The following is a 17,907-nucleotide window of genomic DNA, read 5'->3' on the forward strand; positions in this document are numbered from 1 at the left end:
GTCTGGTGAGGGCTTTCGCTTAAAGAGACTCAAATATCGCGCTCAGTCCGCTCCGGCGCTCTGTACGGGTGGCAATGGCCTGCACCAGCACACGTTCATCGGTATAGAGTGACAAGCGCTGACGCGCGCGCGTAATCGCGGTATAAATCAGCTCGCGGGTAATAACAGGTGAAAGCTGTGTCGGCAGGATCAGCGCCGCATGGTTAAACTCGGAGCCCTGGGATTTATGCACCGTCATCGCCCACGCGGTTTCATGCTCAGGCAAACGGCTGGGCTGGAAAGACTTCACGCTACCGTCCGGCAACTGGAACCAGACGCGCAGCCCCTGGCCGCGATCGAGCGCAATCCCGATATCCCCGTTAAACAACCCCAGCGCACTGTCGTTGCGGGAGATCATTACGGGTCGTCCTTCAAACCAGCGCGAATGCGGCATGCGGTTGATTTTGTGCTTCTGAACAAGAAGCTGCTCCAGCCTGTCGTTCAGCCCACTGACGCCAAACGGCCCTTCCCTCAGTGCGCACAGTAACTGGTACTCACCAAAGGCGGCAATGACCTGCTCTGGTGAGTTGCGCTGTTGGACACATGCCAGGAAATGCTGATACCCCTCCAGGGCGTCATCCAGCATCACCTGATACTCTTCTCCGCTTTGCAGTGATTTTTTCTCGATGTCGGTAAACGTACCGTCAAACACCGCACGCGTACTGTGCCGATCGCCACGGTTTACCGCGGCAGCCAGTTGGCCGATACCGGAGTCGCTGCCGAAACGATAGCTTTTTTGCAGCAGGCACAGGCTGTCGCGTAGCGCTCCCGCCACTGGCGAGTTATCGGGTTCAAGTACGCATCCGGTCAAACGCGCCAGCTCCTGAGCACGCGCGGTGGTATAGCCAAAGCTGGCGTAAGTACAAATATCCCCCAGCACCGCCCCAGCTTCCACTGAAGCAAGCTGGTCACGATCGCCCAGAAAAATGACGCGCGCATGGGGCGGCAGAGCATCAATCAACCGCGACATCATCGTCAGGTCGATCATCGATGCTTCATCTACCACCAGTACGTCCAGATGCAGCGGGTTACCCGCATGATATCGCAGACGCTGGCTACCTGGCTGAGCACCAAGCAGTCGGTGCAGCGTACTGGCTTCATTTGGGAAAAGCGCAAGTTGCTCCCCGGTGAGCGGCAGCTTTTGCAATGCCCCACCTAACGATTCCGTCAGACGAGCCGCCGCTTTGCCAGTGGGGGCCGCCAGACGAATACGGCACTTGTGCTCGCCCGATAGCTGGATCAACGCGGCAAGCAGTTTTGCCACGGTGGTCGTTTTCCCGGTTCCCGGGCCGCCAGAGATAACCGAGATCCGCCGCGTCAACGCCACGGCTGCCGCGACTTTTTGCCAGTCTGTCGCCTCATCAGAGGTAAACAGCGTATCCAGCACCTGCCGGAGTTGCGCTTCATCGCAAGGCAGAGGCGCATTCGTCTCGCTGAAGAAGCGCGCCACCGTCAGTTCATTGCGCCACAGCCGGTTAAGGTACAAACGTTCGCCGCACAGGATCATCGGCGTCCCGGTATCGGTTCCGCTCACGGCTGGCGAGCCGAGTAATATCCCCTGCCAGTCCACTGCGTCATCCAGCAACGCGAAACACGCCTGTAAAGCCGGAGGCATTTTCTCATCAACAACCAGACGCGACAGCGGCAGGCAGACATGCCCCTCTCCCGCGTCTTTACTCAGGATTGCGGCGGCGAGCATCACAGCGGGTTCATCGCCTGCCACCATCATGGCAAACTGTACATCGAGGTGGCGGAGTAATCGTTGTTCTACCGCTTCCAGCAATAGCGCCTGCATCGTCATGCCACCTCCTCTGTGCTTGCGGAAAACAAGTTATCCATTTTTTCAATCAGTTCCACAGCCGGACGCGTACTAAAGATGCCAGAGCGCGGATCGTTAGCATCCACTCCGCGCAGGAACAGGTAAATAACGCCGCCAAAATGGTCTTCGTAACGATAATCGGCAATGCGATGCCGCAGGTACCGATGCAGCGCCAGGGTATAGAGCTGATACTGCAGATCGTAGCGATGTGCTTGCATGGCTGATGCCATCGCCTGCTGGGTATAGGCTTCGCTGTTTTCACCCAACCAGTTTGATTTGTAGTCCAGCAGGTAGTAACGCCCTTCGTGGCGGAAAACCAGGTCGATAAACCCTTTTAACATTCCCTGCACCTGGCGGAAGTTCAGCGCTGGGCAACCGGCAGATAACGGATCATGCTCGCGGATCAACGCATCAAGCGCGTCGGCTCTGAGGGGGCTGGCAATAGGGAGATAAAATTCCATCTCCACCTGTTTATCTTTGTTAGTCAACTGACTCAGAGAGATCCCTTGCGCCGTCAGTGGGGCGTGCAGAACCGTGCTGATCCAGTCGGTGAGAACCGGCTGCCACTGAGCGTCATAGCCTCCACTCTGCAACATCTTTAGCACCCACTCCTCAGAGACTGGCTGGGTAAAATCCAGCTCTTCAAACAGGCTATGTAAAAATGTGCCTGGTGAGGCGCCACGCGGGAATTGATGCGGAGTGAGCGCTGGCTCAACAGGTACGCTACCGGTCCCTGCTGCATCGACGTCCAGTTTTGGCATCAGATCCTGGGCAATGCTCTGCCCGTGCTGCTGTAAACCGGAATAACTCGTCACGCGCCAGTCGTCAGCAATTGTGCGCACAACCTGACGGGCATGGAGCTCAGACTCGCGGAGCTCCGGTATTTGCCAGCGGCTATTATCGGGCTGCGACGGAATGTGCAGGGCAGTATGATCCCCACATAGTGATTCGATGCACTGGCGCAGGCCTGCTGCATCTTTGGGTTCCCCGAGCTGAATAAGCCGCCCCAGCGCACTCAGATGAAAATCGCTCTCCCCGGTCTTCTCACCACGGCGACGAAACAGTGGGGCGACACCCATGCTGCAGTGCCAGACCGAACGGGTCAGCGCTACATAGAGCAGGCGTAAATCTTCCGCCAGACGTTCGGCCTCTGCCAGCTCAACGCTGGACTCAGCTTTACTGAGATCGAGCACCGCCTCAAATGACTCGCGATCGTGGTAAAAGGCCTGATCCTGCACGCGGTAATTGGCAATAAACGGCAACCAGACCAGCGGATACTCCAGGCCTTTCGACTTGTGAATGGTGACGATCTGCACCAGATGTTTATCACTTTCAAGACGCATCTGCTGACTGGACGAATTACTGTTCGGGTCGGCAATCTGTTGCGCCAGCCAGCGCACCAGAGCGTGTTCACTCTCCAGTTGCGTGCCCGCTTCCTGCAGCAGTTCACTGATGTGCAAAATGTCGGTCAGACGACGTTCACCGCCCGCGGTCGCAAGCATATTCTCCGCAATGTGACGCTGCGCCATGAGCTCACGTATCATCGCCATTACACCTCGTCTGTGCCATTTATCCCGGTAGTAAACAAACTCTTCCACTACCGCATCCCACGCGTCTTCGTCGTTGTTGAGCGCATCAATATCACGCGCATTCAGCCCGAGCATCGCGCTGGCTAACGCGCTGCGAAGCGTGCTCTCCCTCTCCGGGGCCAGCACCGCCTGCAGCAGCCATAACATCTCCTGCGCTTCCAGCGTTTCGAAGACACTGTCGCGGTTTGAGAGGTAGACGGACGGAATGTTCAGCAATGTCAGGGCATCGCGGATAAGCGCAGCCTCCTGACGGCTACGCACGAGCACCGTAATATCCGATGCCTTTACGGGGGTTGACTCCTCGCCCTTCCAGAGCACCGCTTCGCCACGTGCCCCCGCACTCAGCCAGTCACGGATTTGCGCGGCACAGTGCTGTGCCATGGCATTTTGATAGTCCGCAACGCCACAGCCTTCTCCGTCCAGCAGCCAGAAGTTCATGGCGGTCTGAGTCGTACCGTTGAATTCGAAGCGCAATGAGGCATTTTTTGTCGCAAATTTTACCGGCTGGAAAGGGATCTCCCGGAACATAAATGCCGTATCCATGCGGCTGAAAAGCGCATTGACGCTCTCTACCATCCCGGGAGATGAACGCCAGTTGGTATCCAGTGTGTAATGTGCGTCAACTTCGCTGCGGGCTTTCATATAGGTGAAAATGTCCGCACCACGAAAAGCGTAAATAGCCTGTTTAGGATCGCCAATTAACAACAGCGCAGTATCAGACTGTTGTCGCCAGATGCGGCGGAAAATACGGTACTGCTGCGGGTCGGTATCCTGGAACTCGTCAATCATCGCAACCGGGAAACGGTTACGAATAGCCGCGGCAAGCGCTTCACCATTTTCGCTGCATAACGCGGCATCCAGGCGGCTCAGCATATCGTCAAACCCAAGTTCACCGCGGCGACGCTTTTCACGCGAGACGGTTTCACGGATCTCCACCATAGCGCGGGTGATCATCAGGTCATTGAGCGTCAACGGTTCGGCCAGCAGGGCTTCGATAGCCACAAACAGCGGATGCTCCGGCACAATGCCATCGGGTTTGGTTCGTTCAACCAGAAAACGCTGAGAGAATTTTTCAAGCGCATCCGGGAGCTGATACCCTCGCGTCTCTTCCTGTGCCCAGGCGCTGATCTTATCGATCCATTTCCCCTGATTTGCACGGTTAAATTTACGTCTGTCGATCCCGGAATTTTCGATGATCGCCTCAATCTCGCCGACCGACGTATTCCACTTTTGCTTGATGGCCGCAATTTTGGCGGTAATTTTTTCATGGCGAGAAGCGAGAGTTTCATCTGCTGGCGGCGGAGATTTGATTACCGGTGCTTCACCCTGAAGATAGCGATCGATGGCACGCAGAAGCTCCTCGGGGCCCTTCCATAACGCATGTACCGCTTCTGCGATATCTCGCGGTAAGGGGTAGCAATGGCGACGCCAGAAATCCGCGCAGGCCTGATAGCGAAGTACGGATTCATCTTCAATGAGCTGCTGCTCAAACAGCATGCCAGATTCAAACGCATTCAGGCTCAGCATGCGCTGACAAAAACCGTGAATGGTGAAGACGGACGCTTCGTCCATCTGCCGTTCAGCGAGAAGCAACCACTGGGCGGCCTGTTGCTTATCAGCAATCTCTTCCAGAAGGCTCGCGTAGAGAGGGTTATCCGTACTCTGACGCAGACAGGCGATACGCAGCTCATGGATATTGGTACGAATACGACCGCGCAACTCCGCGGTGGCAGCCTCGGTGAAGGTGACGACCAGCAGCTCTTCCACGCTTAAAGGACGTGGAAAAGCCGCGTTACCGCCAAGCCCTAACAGCAGGCGCAGATAGAGCGCGGCAATGGTGAAGGTTTTTCCCGTTCCCGCTGAAGCTTCAATCAATCGTTCACCCTTTAGAGGTAAACGTAAGGGATCAAGAGGCTCAGCGGTATCGGTCATTCTTTCTTACTCCAGGGCATAGTTTGCTGCAGCGCGCTGACGCTCTTCCAGACTTTCCAGCCTTTCGGGTTCACGTACTCCGTTTTCCCGTTCTGGCTACCGGAAACCTGAGACAGGATGGTCATTCCCTGCGGCTTAATCACCGCCTGATGGAAGAACTCGGCAACCTTCTGAGGCGTCAGCTGTTTTATCTCAGCCACTACTTTATCACGCGAATCAAAGTTCAGATTACCGCGATCAAAATCTTTGCTGAGCTGTGACGCTTCTTCACCCAATGTCTGCGGTGGCTGCATCACCTGGGCGATGACGGCCTGCTGGATCTGGGCAAATTCGTCCGGTTTCATGGCGCGCAGTTTTGCTTCCACTTGTGGGAAGAAAGCCTGATAACGCTGCCAGAGATAGGCCGGTTGTTTATCGCTACTTTGCAGCAGGAAACCCAGCCCCCACTGGCGGCCAACGTTCATGGAGAACGCAAAGACCGCATAGCCAAGCTGCTCTTCTGTACGTAGCTGGTTATAGAACCACGGCTGAATAATCTGTCCCAGAACGGCACTCCGCGCTGAACTGGAGAATTCATCATAACCCGTTGGTACAAACACCGCTGCCAGCGCAGAATCCGTACTAGTGCCCGCCTTTTCAAAAATCACATTCTGTTTTTTCTCAACCAGCACATCCTGGTTGCGGCACCACTCGTCACCTTTCGAGCCGAGCTGGGTGCGTACATTCTCCGCCAGCGTTTTGGCCTGCTCCTCACTCATGTTGCCGACGATCAGGAACTCGGGACGCGTGTTGGTTTTCAATGCATCACGATAAGCGAGGACATCTTTCAATGAGATAGAAGGCAGTAACGCGCGGCGATCTTCACGCTGGAAATAAGGAATTTGCGACAACATTTGCGCTGGCATAAGCGCAAGATCGTAAGCTTTGCCCTTCTCCGCAGAGTCCATCATCTGCGCATACCAGGATTTGGCCTGCTCAAGCTGCTCTTCCGTCGGCGTGTAACTAAAGTAGCCCTCAAGCAGTGCCTGGAACAGCTGAGGCAGGCGCTGAGTGTAGCCATTTGCATTGACCATCAAACCGTTATTGGCATTGGTTGAGAAGCTGATCCCCCCCACGGCCGCCTGATTGCTGAGCTGATCGAGCGCGATGCCAGCAAGATAGTCATTCAGGGCGAACATCACCTGATTTTTGGCGCTATTCATCGCCTTAGGGTTACGCAGAACGACGCTGACATCGGCTTTTGGCTCATTCGCAAAATAGCGGCTTGGGGTATACACCACGCGAAGCGTCGGCTCATCAATAATAAGTTCCGGGTGCGGATAATCCTTTGTGGCTTTGATCAGCGAGAAATCATCCGGAATGTAGGGGTTCAACTCCGGCAGTTTCAACGCAATCTCCCCGGCTCTTTTCTGCCAGTCGGCGAAGGTCTGGGCGCTGATTTTGTCCACCTGATAAGGGGCGTCTACAAAATAGGCCGTTTTGTTATGGGGTTCGTTCGGGCTGATGTACCAGATGCGGGCATTCTGCGGGGTCATCATCGCAAGGCGGGCTTTTACGGCGTCAGCATCATACTGATCGGCGATATTGACCGCATCGAGAGTATGTTCCACCGGCACGCGGATCATGGTATCCGCCAGCCACTCCACATAGTCCATGTCGCGGGTAATGGACGGGTAACGGAAATCGAGATCCAGCACGTGAGCCAGTTCATCAAAGTAGCGTTTATCGACGCCTTTATCACGCAGCAGAGAAAGGTAGCTAAAGATCGCCGCCACCACTTCATCACGGTTTGCCTGCCCTTTGTCGGTCAGGGTCGCAGATATCGCCAGCACACCGCTATTGCCGTTCACAACGGGATCGGAGTCAGCTCGAATCCCTTCCACCAGCCCTTGTTTTTGCAGCCAGTCAGAAAGCGTACCCGGGCTACGGTTGCCAATCAGATAGGTCACCAGCTCGTCGGTTTTACTGCGAAACTGTGCCGTGTTGTTATCAATGCGGAATTCAACACGTAACACCTTGCGCGGCAAGGCGGGCACGTAGTGGATAACAATCCCTTTTTGAGCGTCCGTGACTACCGGAACGGTTATCTGAGGCAAGTCGATATTTTTATTCGGCACACGACCAAACGTCTGAGCGGCCATGTTTGCCAGCTCTGGCAGCGGTTTGTTGCTGTAGATAACCGCTTTCATCAGGTTCGCGGAGTAATATTTGTCGCGAAACGCATGCAGCGCATCAAGCACCGGGCTGTTTGGCTTATCGCTTAATGTTTCCAGGTTACCACCGGAGAAACGCGAACCCGGATGCGCCGGGTTAATGGTTTCGGCGCTCACCTGGGCCATGCGCATACCGTCTCGCGTACGGGCAAGGGTTAACTCAGCATTAACGGCATTGCGTTCACGTTCAGCATATTTTTTATCCAGCAGCGGTGCAGCGATGGAATCAGCAAGACGATCGACCGCCCCTTCCAGTGCATCATTTTCGACTTCGAGATAAAAAGCCGTACGGTACGGTGCTGTGCTGGCATTGTGACTACCACCGTGCATTTTCAGATATTCGGACAGGCTATCTGGCTGCGGGTATTTTTTAGACCCCATCAGCGTCATATGTTCCAGATAGTGCGCAAGCCCAGGATGGGCATCAGGATCTTCCAGTGACCCAATCGGCACCACCAGCGCCGAGAGGGATTTCACCGCCTGCGGATCGGAAACCAGCAGCACGGTCATGCCGTTATCAAGGCGTATAGCCTGATACTGCCGGGTATCTTTTTCGCTCTTACGGATAGTTTCCTGAACAGGTTGCCAACCGGAGTCTGCTTGAGTGAAGGGAGCCCAAAGGGCGACAAACAAAACCAACGCTTTAAACAAGGTGCTGCCTGGCATTACGACCTCTTTATCACGGCTACATCATTAACAAACTGCGTGCTGGGCACGCCAGCATCTCTTTCTTTGAGTACATCAGTCCGTGATAACAGGTGCATCATAAATGAACACCCTTTCCTGTGCAATTTTTATACAACAATCAGGACTGATTAAATTTGAACAACGGTAACAGGTAACGCAGTGCCTCTTCCGTGATCGTCTCGAAGTACTCTGGTTCAAGAGTGCGCCATAAGCGCTGATACCAGACATCTTCACCTTCGCCACGTACCATCATGTTTCCTTCATAGGCTTGTATAAATTTACTTCGCGCTTTCTGCAGTGACGCCTCGTCCGTTAACATTGCATCATTCTGTACGTCATAACAGGCTTTTATCCAGGCACCGCCACTCTCAGGCAGTAACAAAAGTGGTTTGTTCATGCCCTGACGGTAGCCCTCAATATACAAAGACAGATAACGTAACGCCTGTTCAGACTCCATCGGTGGGAAGCGCCATTCGCCCTCTTTGCGCACGAATATCCGGCTTTCGCCTTTATTACCCATCGCACTGTAGACAAGATGTTCCAGCCAGAGTTGCAACCCTTGAGAAACGCTAAGCATAGAAGGTCGCCAGCGTAGCAGCCCGTCCGCCTGAACCTGGGTTAGCCAGCCCGTCAACTGAACGCCGTTACAGTTGAGATCAATTTCAATGCTTTTACCGGGTTGTCGACACTCCCTTACGCGCTCGGCCAGCGCAGTCATCTCCTGGCACTGCGCCTCCCAGACAATTTCACCAAACGCCCCATAAGGCAATTGCCCTGCTGCGCGGTAACGGCGAAAAAGTTTGTCAGCATCTTCCTGATCAACCAGTACATTCAACAGCTGCAGGTTTAACTGATAGCGCTCCAGCCCTTCCAGCGTAAAGGGCTCCGCATCGGGAATTTCGTTCTCTTCAGAGCGGAAATTGACCTGTAATCGCTGCTGGAAAAAGGCCCGCACCGGGTGCGCCCAAAACCGCTGAAGCTGTTCAAATGTCAGTGTGTCAATGGGCCGAGGGTCAAGCGCCTGAATGAAATCGGTATGCGCAGTTCCCTCTTTTTTCGCCGCAGGAAGCCACTCGTGAGCATAGCTCTGTTGCTCACTCACCACGTAGTTCACCGGGTCAAACGGCATGCGGCTATGACAACAGGTGATATGCGCTTTCACCCGCTTGTCACTTTCATCGCAGTTACGTTCTTCATCCCCCGGCAGGTAGTGGCTCTGTCCGATATAATCCACCAGCTCCTGCACCAGAACAGAAGGGAAACGCTCACTGTTGTCCTGAATTGAACGGCCGATGTAACTGATATAGAGCTTACTTTGGGCGGAAATGAGCGCTTCAAGGAAGAGATAGCGATCGTCATCACGACGACTACGGTCACCCCGCTTTGGATTAGCACTCATCAGATCAAATCCCAGTGGTGCCAGTGCACGTGGATAAATACCGTCATTCATGCCAAGCAGACACACCACTTTGAACGGGATAGAACGCATTGGCATCAGGGTGCAGATATTCACCGGGCCCGCCAGGAAACGCTGACTGATTCGCTCCTGGTCAAGCCGCTGCGTCAACTCATCCCTCAGCAGTGACAAGGGGATCTCTTCGTGATAATGGGAGTTCACGCCCTCGTCGACGATAGCCTGCCACTGCGTTTCAATGAGCGCCATTGCGGCTTCAGTGTCACTGTCTGGCAGGAAGAAATCATTGAGCAATGCCCTGCAAACCGGGAGCCATTCTTCCAGAGTCCGCGGTTGCATTAACTCACTTCTCCAGCGGTTAAGCTGCATCAATAGTGAAGCCAAATGCCCCACCAGTTCAGCAATTAACCCACTGGTCTCATCGTAAGGCAGTACCTCATTCCATTCCCCCTGACTGCTTTCCATGGCATATCCCAACAGCATACGTGTCAGGCCAAACCGCCAGGTATGCTGCCCGGTTGGGGGGAGTCCGAACGCCTGGACGTTATCGTCATCGATCCCCCAGCGAACACCCGATTCGTTCACCCACTGGCGAAGGTAGCGTAGCCCCTCTTCATTGATGTTGAAGCGGGCAGCCAGAACTGGAACATCCAGTAATGCCAGAACATCTTCGGAGATAAACCGACTATCAGGCAGTGACAACAGGGTGATGAATGCCTGCAAAGCCGGGTGAGACTGACGGGCACGGCGGTCCGAGATAGCGTAAGGCAGGTATCGTTCACCCGTCGCACTGCCAAAAACGGCCTGAATGAAGGGACTGTAATTGTCGATATCCGCCACCATCACCACGATATCGCGCGGCGTCAGCTCAGGATCATCCTGCAGCATGTGCAACAGCTGGTCATGAAGGATTTCAACTTCGCGCTGCGGGCTGTGGCAAACGTGGATGGTGACACTGCGATCGTCAGGATCCAGCCTCCGCTTCCTGTCGCTGCGTTCAAACTCTTGCGCCGTAACACCCATGACGGCACGGTTCTCCAGCTCCAGAATATCTAACTGAATATTATGCAGCAGGCTATCCGGGGAGATCTCAACAAAGGCATCCACGTCGCCTTCACCTGATGAAGTGATATCAGAAAGCATGTGAATGTAATCACGCCCCAGCTTCCCCCACGAAGCAAGCAGCGGATTGGGCAGGTTCTGGATACCTTCTTCATCGAAAAGTTGCCCGGCAGTCGAGCCGTCTTTAAACAGCGGGATGGTTCGTTCTTCAAAAAGGCGTTTTCGTTGGCGAGTCACCAGCCGCGAAAGCCAGCGTTGGTCGAGGATATCCCCCCAATATTGCCGGCAAGGGTTGGTAAACAAAATATGAATATCAATATGTTTACCCAGCGCATTCAACGCCTTGAGATAGACTGGGGGTAATGCAGATATTCCACAGATAAACACGCGTGATGGCAGTCGGGCTGGTCGCTCCGACGTATTTTCAAGTATGGAGATAAACCGATCGTACAGATTGGCACGGTGCCACTTAGGCTGGCCAAGTTTCTCCGTGTGCTCCACCAGCGCTTTCCATAGTGGCGCCTGCCAGATTTGCGCCTCCGGTAACCCCTCCACCAGCTCACCTGCTTCCCAACGAATTAGCCAGTCAGAACGATAAACAAGATATTGATCGTAGAGATCGGCGGTACGCGACGCGAGCTGGAACAGCTTGCGTTTATCGGTATCGTCATTGAGATAGTGGTTCAGCATCGCGAACTCATCGCGCTGAAGCATTTCCGGCAGCAACGCCATCAGCTTCCAGCTCATGCTTTGCTTGTTGAACGCACTTTGCTCCGGGATATCCGGCAACACGCGGACAAACATCTCCCAGATAAAGCTCGCGGGTAGTGGGAACTCAATGTTCGCGGCAATGCCAAATTTGCGGGAAAGCGACATTTGCAGCCACTGTGCCATACCGGTGCTCTGCACCAGCACCATTTCAGGCTCAAAAGGATCGTCAAGCCGCCCGCCCTCAACGATATATTCCATCAGTGCTTCCAGCACATCCAGACGATTTGAGTGGTAAACCCTTAACATAGACGCTCCCGACTACTGGCTAACCGGGCAATGCAGACGCGTTATCTCACCGCGCCGCCCCAGAGGAGAAATAAGTGTAACCGTGATGCTGACACATCCGGCGAGCGTTGTCTGCCCCCGGTTGGCCTGCCAGCCTTCCGGTAGTGCATTTGTTGAGAGCTGGGACTGGTTCCAGGCATGGTGCCAGAGCTGACGATATTGGCTAAACAAGGTGAACCGCGTCGCCAGTGCCCGGTGGTAACCTGACAGTGCGGTCACGATTATCACCATCAGCATCATCGCCAGGAGAACCTCAACCATGCTGAACCCTCTTTCTTTGTTCATGGCAACAGGCATAACACACTCCCCTTTAGCGGACAAAAATCACTCCAGCCGTGAGGCGAGAAGCGAATCTTGCCGTCGATTATCTCTCCTGTGCGCCAGAGCAGCAGGTCATTGACTCCAGCAATGAGCAAAACATCCTTCTCACTTAATAGCCGTAAACAAACTCGCCATGACGATGCCTTTTTGCACTGAATCTGGGGCTCTGACGACCAATCCTGAACGCGTCCCCACTCAAGTGCAGATTGCACAGACGCCTGCTGCTGGAGTGAACGGCTCTCATCACCCACGAGCGCACTAAACGTTGTGAGTTGTTGGTTGAGACCGGTGAGGAGCAGAGTACCGAGCACCAGTAAAAGCAAAACCAACGCCAGCGAAGACATTCCGCGTTGACGGTTCACAAGTTATACCCCGTGACCTCATATAAAGCCTGATATGGCTCCCTCTGCTCACCTTTACGACTGGCGGTCAGTTCAATATTCAACTCTGGTGCAAAACCGGCATGCTCAACTTTACGCACCATAAAGTGCAGGATCACAAGCTTGTCCGGTTCGGTGAGCTTTTCCCATCCCTTTCCTTCACACGAAGTTGCCCCACGCAGCATTTCCAGCGCTCCTGCTTCCAGACGAAAACCGGTGCTGTCATTTTCGGATGCGGTGTTATCCCAATTGCCGTTACTGGTGGCATCCCACCGTACAATGACACAGCTCCCTTCCCTGCCAATCACCAGCCCTTGTCCCTGACAGTTTCCGGCACAATATCCTGCGCGCTGAAGATGTTTACCGAGGGCGAACAGGCGCTGCCAGACCTCTTCTTCCAGCTCTCGCTGGCCGGATTGCAGTAGTACAGCCCGCTGCAACCCGGGTAAAAAACGCGATGCGCTTACCAGCAAAAGGCTGCTGATCGCTGTAGCAATCAGCACTTCAATCAGTGAGAAACCGCGCTGTCTCATTGACATGAACCGTCCCCTGAACTTTTGCACATTCTGATGCGTCCTCCATTTGAGACAATAATCAGCCATTCTCCTGCTCGACTTTGTACGCGTATTCTCCCTGCCCATGCCGTATCTCTTAATCCATAAAACCCTAATGACGGTGTTAGTTCACTCACCGTGACTTCAGGCCAGAGTGGCATCAGCACAAAGGGACTCCCCTTCTCGCAACTCTTCATAACTGAGCTCACCAGGCAGTCCCTGCCTCCAATCCGCTGAAGGGTTACCTGATGGTCGCGGTTGTGCCGGTTGGCATTGTTGCGCAGAAACACCAGGTAATCGCGAACCTGACTGGCGGTTTGCCACAGCCGCTGCTGCCGTTGCCGTAAGCGTACAGCGAGAACCGTATTGACGGGAACGGGTTATTCAGTTGGCAGGGTTATTCGCCAGGGTAACAGTTCGCTGACCTGATTGACCGGCCAGTCAGCTATGACGTTGAGCACATGACAGAGATACCTCTCTGGCTCCACGCCGTTCAGTTTGCACGTCCCGATCAGGCTGTACAGCAGTGCTCCGCGCTCACCACCGTGGTCAGAGCCGAAGAACAAGAAGTTTTTGCGGCCCAGGCTGACCGTCCGCAGCGCATTTTCAGCGATATTGTTATCGGCTTCAGCCCAGCCATCGTCTGCATAGTACGTCAGTGCTGGCCACTGGTTCAGTGCGTACGCGAACGCCTTCGCCAGCTCTGAGTGTCGCGACAGCGTTTTCATCTTTTCACGCAGCCAGCTTTCCAGGGATTTCAGTCGCGGTTTAGCTTTCTGCTGACGCTCACCAAGACGCTGCTCTGCCGGCATTCCCCGTATTTCAGCCTCGATAGCATACAGTTCGCCTATCCGTTTCAGGGCTTCCTCCGTCAGCACTGATGGAGTACGAACGTGCACATCATGGATCTTGCGGCGGGCGTGAGCCCAGCAGGCTGCTTCAGTTATCTGTCCATTGCGGTACAGCTCGTTGAACCCGGCGTACGCATCCGCCTGCAGAACACCGCTGAAGCCCGCAAGATGGCTCTGCGGATGGATGCCTTTTCTGTCCGGGCTGTAAGCGAACCACACGGCCGGCGCCAGCGCTGACCCGGCGTTGCGGTCGTCGCGAACGTACGTCCACAACCGCCCGGTCTTCGTCTTTTTATTACCTGGTAACAGTACCGGGACGGGCGTGTCATCGGCGTGGAGTTTGCCACCCATCAGGACATAGTCCTGAAGCGCCTCTTCCAGCGGCGACAGTAGCCGGCAGCATGCATCCACCCAGCCCGACAGCAGTGAGCGACTCAGTTCCACGCCCTGGCGGCCGTATATTTCAGACTGGCGGTACAGTGGTGTGTGCTCTGCATACTTTGAGGTCAGCACGCGGGCCAGCAACCCCGGGCCGGCGATACCCCGCTCAATGGGCCGTGAAGGCGCCGCTGCCTGCACGATCGCATCGCACTGAGTACAGGCATGTTTTTCACGTACTGTCCGGATAACCCGGAAGGCGCTGCGCATCAGCTCCAGCTGTTCGGCGGCATCTTCACCCAGGTAACTCAGCGAACCACCGCACTCCGGGCAACAGGATTCTGCCGGAAGCATACGCTTTTCATCACGCGGGAGTGATTCGGGGAACGGTCTGCGGGTGCGGGTCTGACGCAGCGAGCGCTGCACTTCCGGGTCATCCACACGACCGGTCAGCGTATCGCTTTCTTTCTGAAGCACCTTCAGGTCAGCTTCCATCTGTGCGATACGACGGGATACTTTTTCGGAACGGCTGCCGAAGTTCATCCGGCGGAGTTTATCCAGCTGCGCCTGCAGGTGGTCTATTTCGCGCTCACGGTCGGCCAGCTTTTCCAGCAGGGCGCGGTTCAGCGCTTCCTGTTCGGCAAGCCGCTGTTTCAGCAGAAGGATTTCGTCAGAAGAGGTGTCGTTCATAAGCCCGTATTTTACCAGGCTTATTCAGCAACAACCAGGATAAAGAGGCCTACAACATGGTCAGAGATGTCAGCAACCGTTTAGGTTGTCGCCAGTCGATGCCTTCCATCAGCATCGCCAGCTGGGCCGGGGTCAGGAACACTTTGCCATCACGGGCAGAGGGCCAGGCGAAGCGACCACGCTCCAGCCGTTTGGTCAGCAGGCACAGCCCGTCGCCGGTGGACCACAGCAGTTTGACCTGGTTGCCGCTGCGACCCCGGAAGATGAAGACGTGGCCGGACATCGGATCGTCTTTCAGCGCCGTCTGTACTTTTGCGGCAAGACCGTTGAAGCCATTTCTCATATCAGTGGTACCGGCAACCAGCCAGATTTTGGTACCTGTTGGTAACGGGATCATCGCTTCAGCTCCTGTATCAGCAGAGCCAGGAACTTTTCGCTGACAGTGCCGTTGAGGCGGAGCGTCCCGTGCCGGAACGTTATCTCACAGCTGATACTGAGGGCTTCCGGGCTCTCAGTGGGCGGCTCTGGCTGTACGTCAGCGGCATCGAGAGTCACAGGAAGTAGCTGCGGGTTCTCTGAAGAAGGTAATAGCAGCTTTCCCTCGCGCCATTGTTGGCGCCATTTGAACAGCAGATTGGCGTTAATGCCATTTTCAAGCGCCAGTTTTGAGATGGATGTTCCTGGTTCGCAGGAGGCAGCAACGAGTTGTTGCTTAAACTCAGGAGAATAATTAGGGCAGCCTTTTCGCCTGCCGGGAGTCACATTTTTCTGCATATCTGACACTTTGGTTCCCACTACTTATTTGGTGGACACCACTTTGTCGGATGCTTCGGATTATGACCAGACGGTTCACGCTGTACGCTTACCCGTTGCCAGCTGTCCCAGCCGTATAACCCTGACGCGCTGAGGATGACAATCAACGAAATCGCTACCAGTGTTTCGATAAGCGTAAAACCATTCTCTTTTTTCATACCGGGAGTGTGGCGAAGTGCCGTGAAGGTGACGAGCAGCGGATTGCTGTTTTCCGAGTCGTTATCCAGAGAATCGACCGAGTTGCAGCGTGTTGCACGCTTTCTGGATATCGCTTCGTGAAACGGGATGAAGGCGAAAAAAAACCGGCGCTAAAAAGCACCGGTTGTGTCACGCTTTGCTACATCAGATAGCGACGGGCGCTTTGATGCCAGGGTGCGGGTCGTAGCCCTCAATCTCAAAATCATCAAAGCGGTAGTCGAAGATAGACTCCGGTTTGCGTTTGATAATCAGCTTCGGCAGCGCACGCGGTTCACGGGTCAGCTGGAGATGCGTCTGTTCCAAATGGTTACTGTAAAGATGGGTGTCCCCACCGGTCCAGACAAAATCGCCCACTTCCAGGTCGCACTGCTGCGCCATCATGTGGACTAACAGCGCATAGCTGGCAATGTTAAACGGCAGGCCGAGGAACACGTCGCAGGAGCGCTGGTAGAGCTGGCAGGAGAGCTTGCCGTCTGCCACGTAGAACTGGAAGAACGCGTGGCACGGGGCCAGCGCCATTTTATCCAGTTCCCCCACGTTCCAGGCGGAAACGATAATACGGCGCGAGTCCGGATCGTTTTTCAGCTGGTTCATCACGGTGGTTATCTGGTCAATATGGCGGCCATCAGGCGTTGGCCATGCGCGCCACTGTTTACCGTAAACCGGGCCCAGATTGCCGTTTTCGTCTGCCCATTCGTCCCAGATTGAGACGTTGTTTTCGTGCAGATACGCAACGTTGGTATCGCCTTGCAGAAACCAGAGCAGTTCATGAATGATCGAGCGCAGATGGCAGCGCTTTGTCGTCACCAGAGGGAAGCCTTCTTGCAGATTGAAGCGCATCTGGTGGCCAAAAATGGAGAGCGTGCCGGTACCGGTACGGTCGTTTTTCGGCGTGCCCTCAGCGAGCACTTTTTTCATCAATTCAAGATACTGTTTCATGGTTCCTCAGGAAATTTGTTGCTGTGGACGACGACGATACGCCCAAATCATCATAATGGCACCCGCGACAATCATCGGAATGGAGAGAATTTGCCCCATGCTGATGTACTGCACCCACTCGCCGGTAAACTGTGCATCTGGCTGACGGAAGAACTCGACGATGATACGGAACGCACCGTAGCCAATCAGGAACAGGCCAGAAACAGCCCCCATCGGACGCGGTTTGCGGATAAACAGATTCAGGATGATAAACAGCACCACGCCTTCCAGCGCCAGTTCGTAAAGCTGGGACATATGGCGCGGCAGAACGCCATAGGTATCGAAAATAGACTGCCACTCCGGGTGGGATGGCAGCAGCGCGATATCTTCTGCGCGGGAGCCCGGGAAGAGCATCGTGTACGGCACGCTTGGGTCAACGCGCCCCCACAGTTCACCGTTGATAAAGTTGCCCAGACGGCCAGCGCCGAGACCAAACGGGATCAGCGGTGCGATAAAATCTGAAACCTGGAAGAAGTTGCGTTTGGTGCGTTTAGCAAAAATCACCATCACCAGAATCACGCCGATCAGGCCGCCGTGGAAGGACATACCACCATCCCACACGCGGAACAGATAGAGCGGATCGTTCAGGAATACCGGGAAGTTATAGAACAGCACATACCCAATACGGCCACCGAGGAACACGCCGAGGAAGCCCGCATACAGCAGGTTTTCAACTTCGTTTTTGGTCCAGCCGCTGCCAGGACGGCTGGCGCGACGGCCAGCGAGCCACATGGCAAAAATGAAGCCCACCAGGTACATCAGACCGTACCAGTGAAGCGAAACAGGTCCTACTGAGAAAATGACCGGATCAAATTCCGGAAAATGCAGATAACCACTGTTCATCTGTCACCACAAGATGTTGTTATTCCGCTGAAAGTGGACAGCGGTAGAAATGCGATTCTGCCGTAAGCAGAGGCTCCAAAGTTGCGAATC

12 protein-coding genes and 2 pseudogenes are annotated in these 17,907 nt (G+C 54.7%); all 14 read right to left on the reverse strand.

Annotated features, from left to right (window positions below; genetic code table 11):
- Positions 1-19: 19 nt before the first annotated feature.
- Entirely contained in the window at positions 20-1,840 is a 1,821-nt protein-coding gene (recD, locus tag ACLHV9_RS19955) for an exodeoxyribonuclease V subunit alpha (RefSeq protein ID WP_407221004.1), read from the reverse strand.
- Complete coding sequence (recB, locus tag ACLHV9_RS19960) at positions 1,837-5,379, reverse strand: exodeoxyribonuclease V subunit beta (RefSeq protein WP_407221005.1); 3,543 nt, start codon at positions 5,377-5,379, stop codon at positions 1,837-1,839. Before recB ends, recD begins: the two co-directional genes overlap by 4 nt.
- Positions 5,376-8,258, reverse strand: a complete 2,883-nt coding sequence (gene ptrA / locus ACLHV9_RS19965; RefSeq protein WP_407221006.1) for a pitrilysin — start codon at positions 8,256-8,258, stop codon at positions 5,376-5,378. The genes recB and ptrA overlap by 4 nt, the downstream gene beginning before the upstream one ends.
- 139 nt (positions 8,259-8,397) lie before the next feature.
- Positions 8,398-11,772, reverse strand: a complete 3,375-nt coding sequence (gene recC / locus ACLHV9_RS19970; RefSeq protein ID WP_108090386.1) for an exodeoxyribonuclease V subunit gamma — start codon at positions 11,770-11,772, stop codon at positions 8,398-8,400.
- A gap of 12 nt (positions 11,773-11,784) precedes the next feature.
- Positions 11,785-12,108 (reverse strand): prepilin-type N-terminal cleavage/methylation domain-containing protein, encoded by a 324-nt coding sequence (locus ACLHV9_RS19975; RefSeq protein WP_128347306.1) that lies wholly within the window; start codon positions 12,106-12,108, stop codon positions 11,785-11,787.
- Positions 12,093-12,494 carry a DUF2509 family protein gene (locus ACLHV9_RS19980; protein ID WP_108090388.1) on the reverse strand — a complete coding sequence of 134 codons (402 nt, stop codon included), beginning with the start codon at positions 12,492-12,494 and terminating at the stop codon, positions 12,093-12,095. The genes ACLHV9_RS19975 and ACLHV9_RS19980 overlap by 16 nt, the downstream gene beginning before the upstream one ends.
- On the reverse strand, positions 12,491-13,051 hold the full coding sequence (locus ACLHV9_RS19985) for a prepilin peptidase-dependent protein (protein ID WP_108090389.1): 561 nt from the start codon (positions 13,049-13,051) through the stop codon (positions 12,491-12,493). The genes ACLHV9_RS19980 and ACLHV9_RS19985 overlap by 4 nt, the downstream gene beginning before the upstream one ends.
- Positions 13,042-13,407 (reverse strand): annotated as a pseudogene (locus ACLHV9_RS19990) (prepilin peptidase-dependent protein); the annotation flags it as partial. The pseudogene ACLHV9_RS19990 and the gene ACLHV9_RS19985, both read right to left, overlap by 10 nt.
- Positions 13,408-13,446: 39 nt before the next feature.
- A complete protein-coding gene (tnpC, locus tag ACLHV9_RS19995; protein ID WP_003843773.1) occupies positions 13,447-14,985 on the reverse strand; it encodes an IS66 family transposase in 1,539 nt (512 codons plus the stop codon).
- 49 nt (positions 14,986-15,034) lie between these two features.
- Complete coding sequence (tnpB, locus tag ACLHV9_RS20000) at positions 15,035-15,382, reverse strand: IS66 family insertion sequence element accessory protein TnpB (protein WP_003843771.1); 348 nt, start codon at positions 15,380-15,382, stop codon at positions 15,035-15,037.
- Entirely contained in the window at positions 15,379-15,759 is a 381-nt protein-coding gene (gene tnpA / locus ACLHV9_RS20005; RefSeq protein ID WP_032939119.1) for an IS66-like element accessory protein TnpA, read from the reverse strand. The genes tnpB and tnpA overlap by 4 nt, the downstream gene beginning before the upstream one ends.
- Positions 15,760-15,851: 92 nt before the next feature.
- Positions 15,852-15,956: pseudogene (locus ACLHV9_RS20010) on the reverse strand (prepilin-type N-terminal cleavage/methylation domain-containing protein); the annotation flags it as partial.
- A 184-nt stretch (positions 15,957-16,140) separates the two neighbouring features.
- Complete coding sequence (gene thyA / locus ACLHV9_RS20015) at positions 16,141-16,935, reverse strand: thymidylate synthase (RefSeq protein ID WP_108090391.1); 795 nt, start codon at positions 16,933-16,935, stop codon at positions 16,141-16,143.
- Between the two features lie 6 nt (positions 16,936-16,941).
- Positions 16,942-17,817 (reverse strand): prolipoprotein diacylglyceryl transferase, encoded by an 876-nt coding sequence (gene lgt / locus ACLHV9_RS20020; protein WP_023309046.1) that lies wholly within the window; start codon positions 17,815-17,817, stop codon positions 16,942-16,944.
- Positions 17,818-17,907 lie beyond the last annotated feature (90 nt).

It is taken from the genome of Enterobacter sp. CPE_E890, assembly GCF_046521475.1.
Lineage (GTDB): Bacteria > Pseudomonadota > Gammaproteobacteria > Enterobacterales > Enterobacteriaceae > Enterobacter > Enterobacter adelaidei.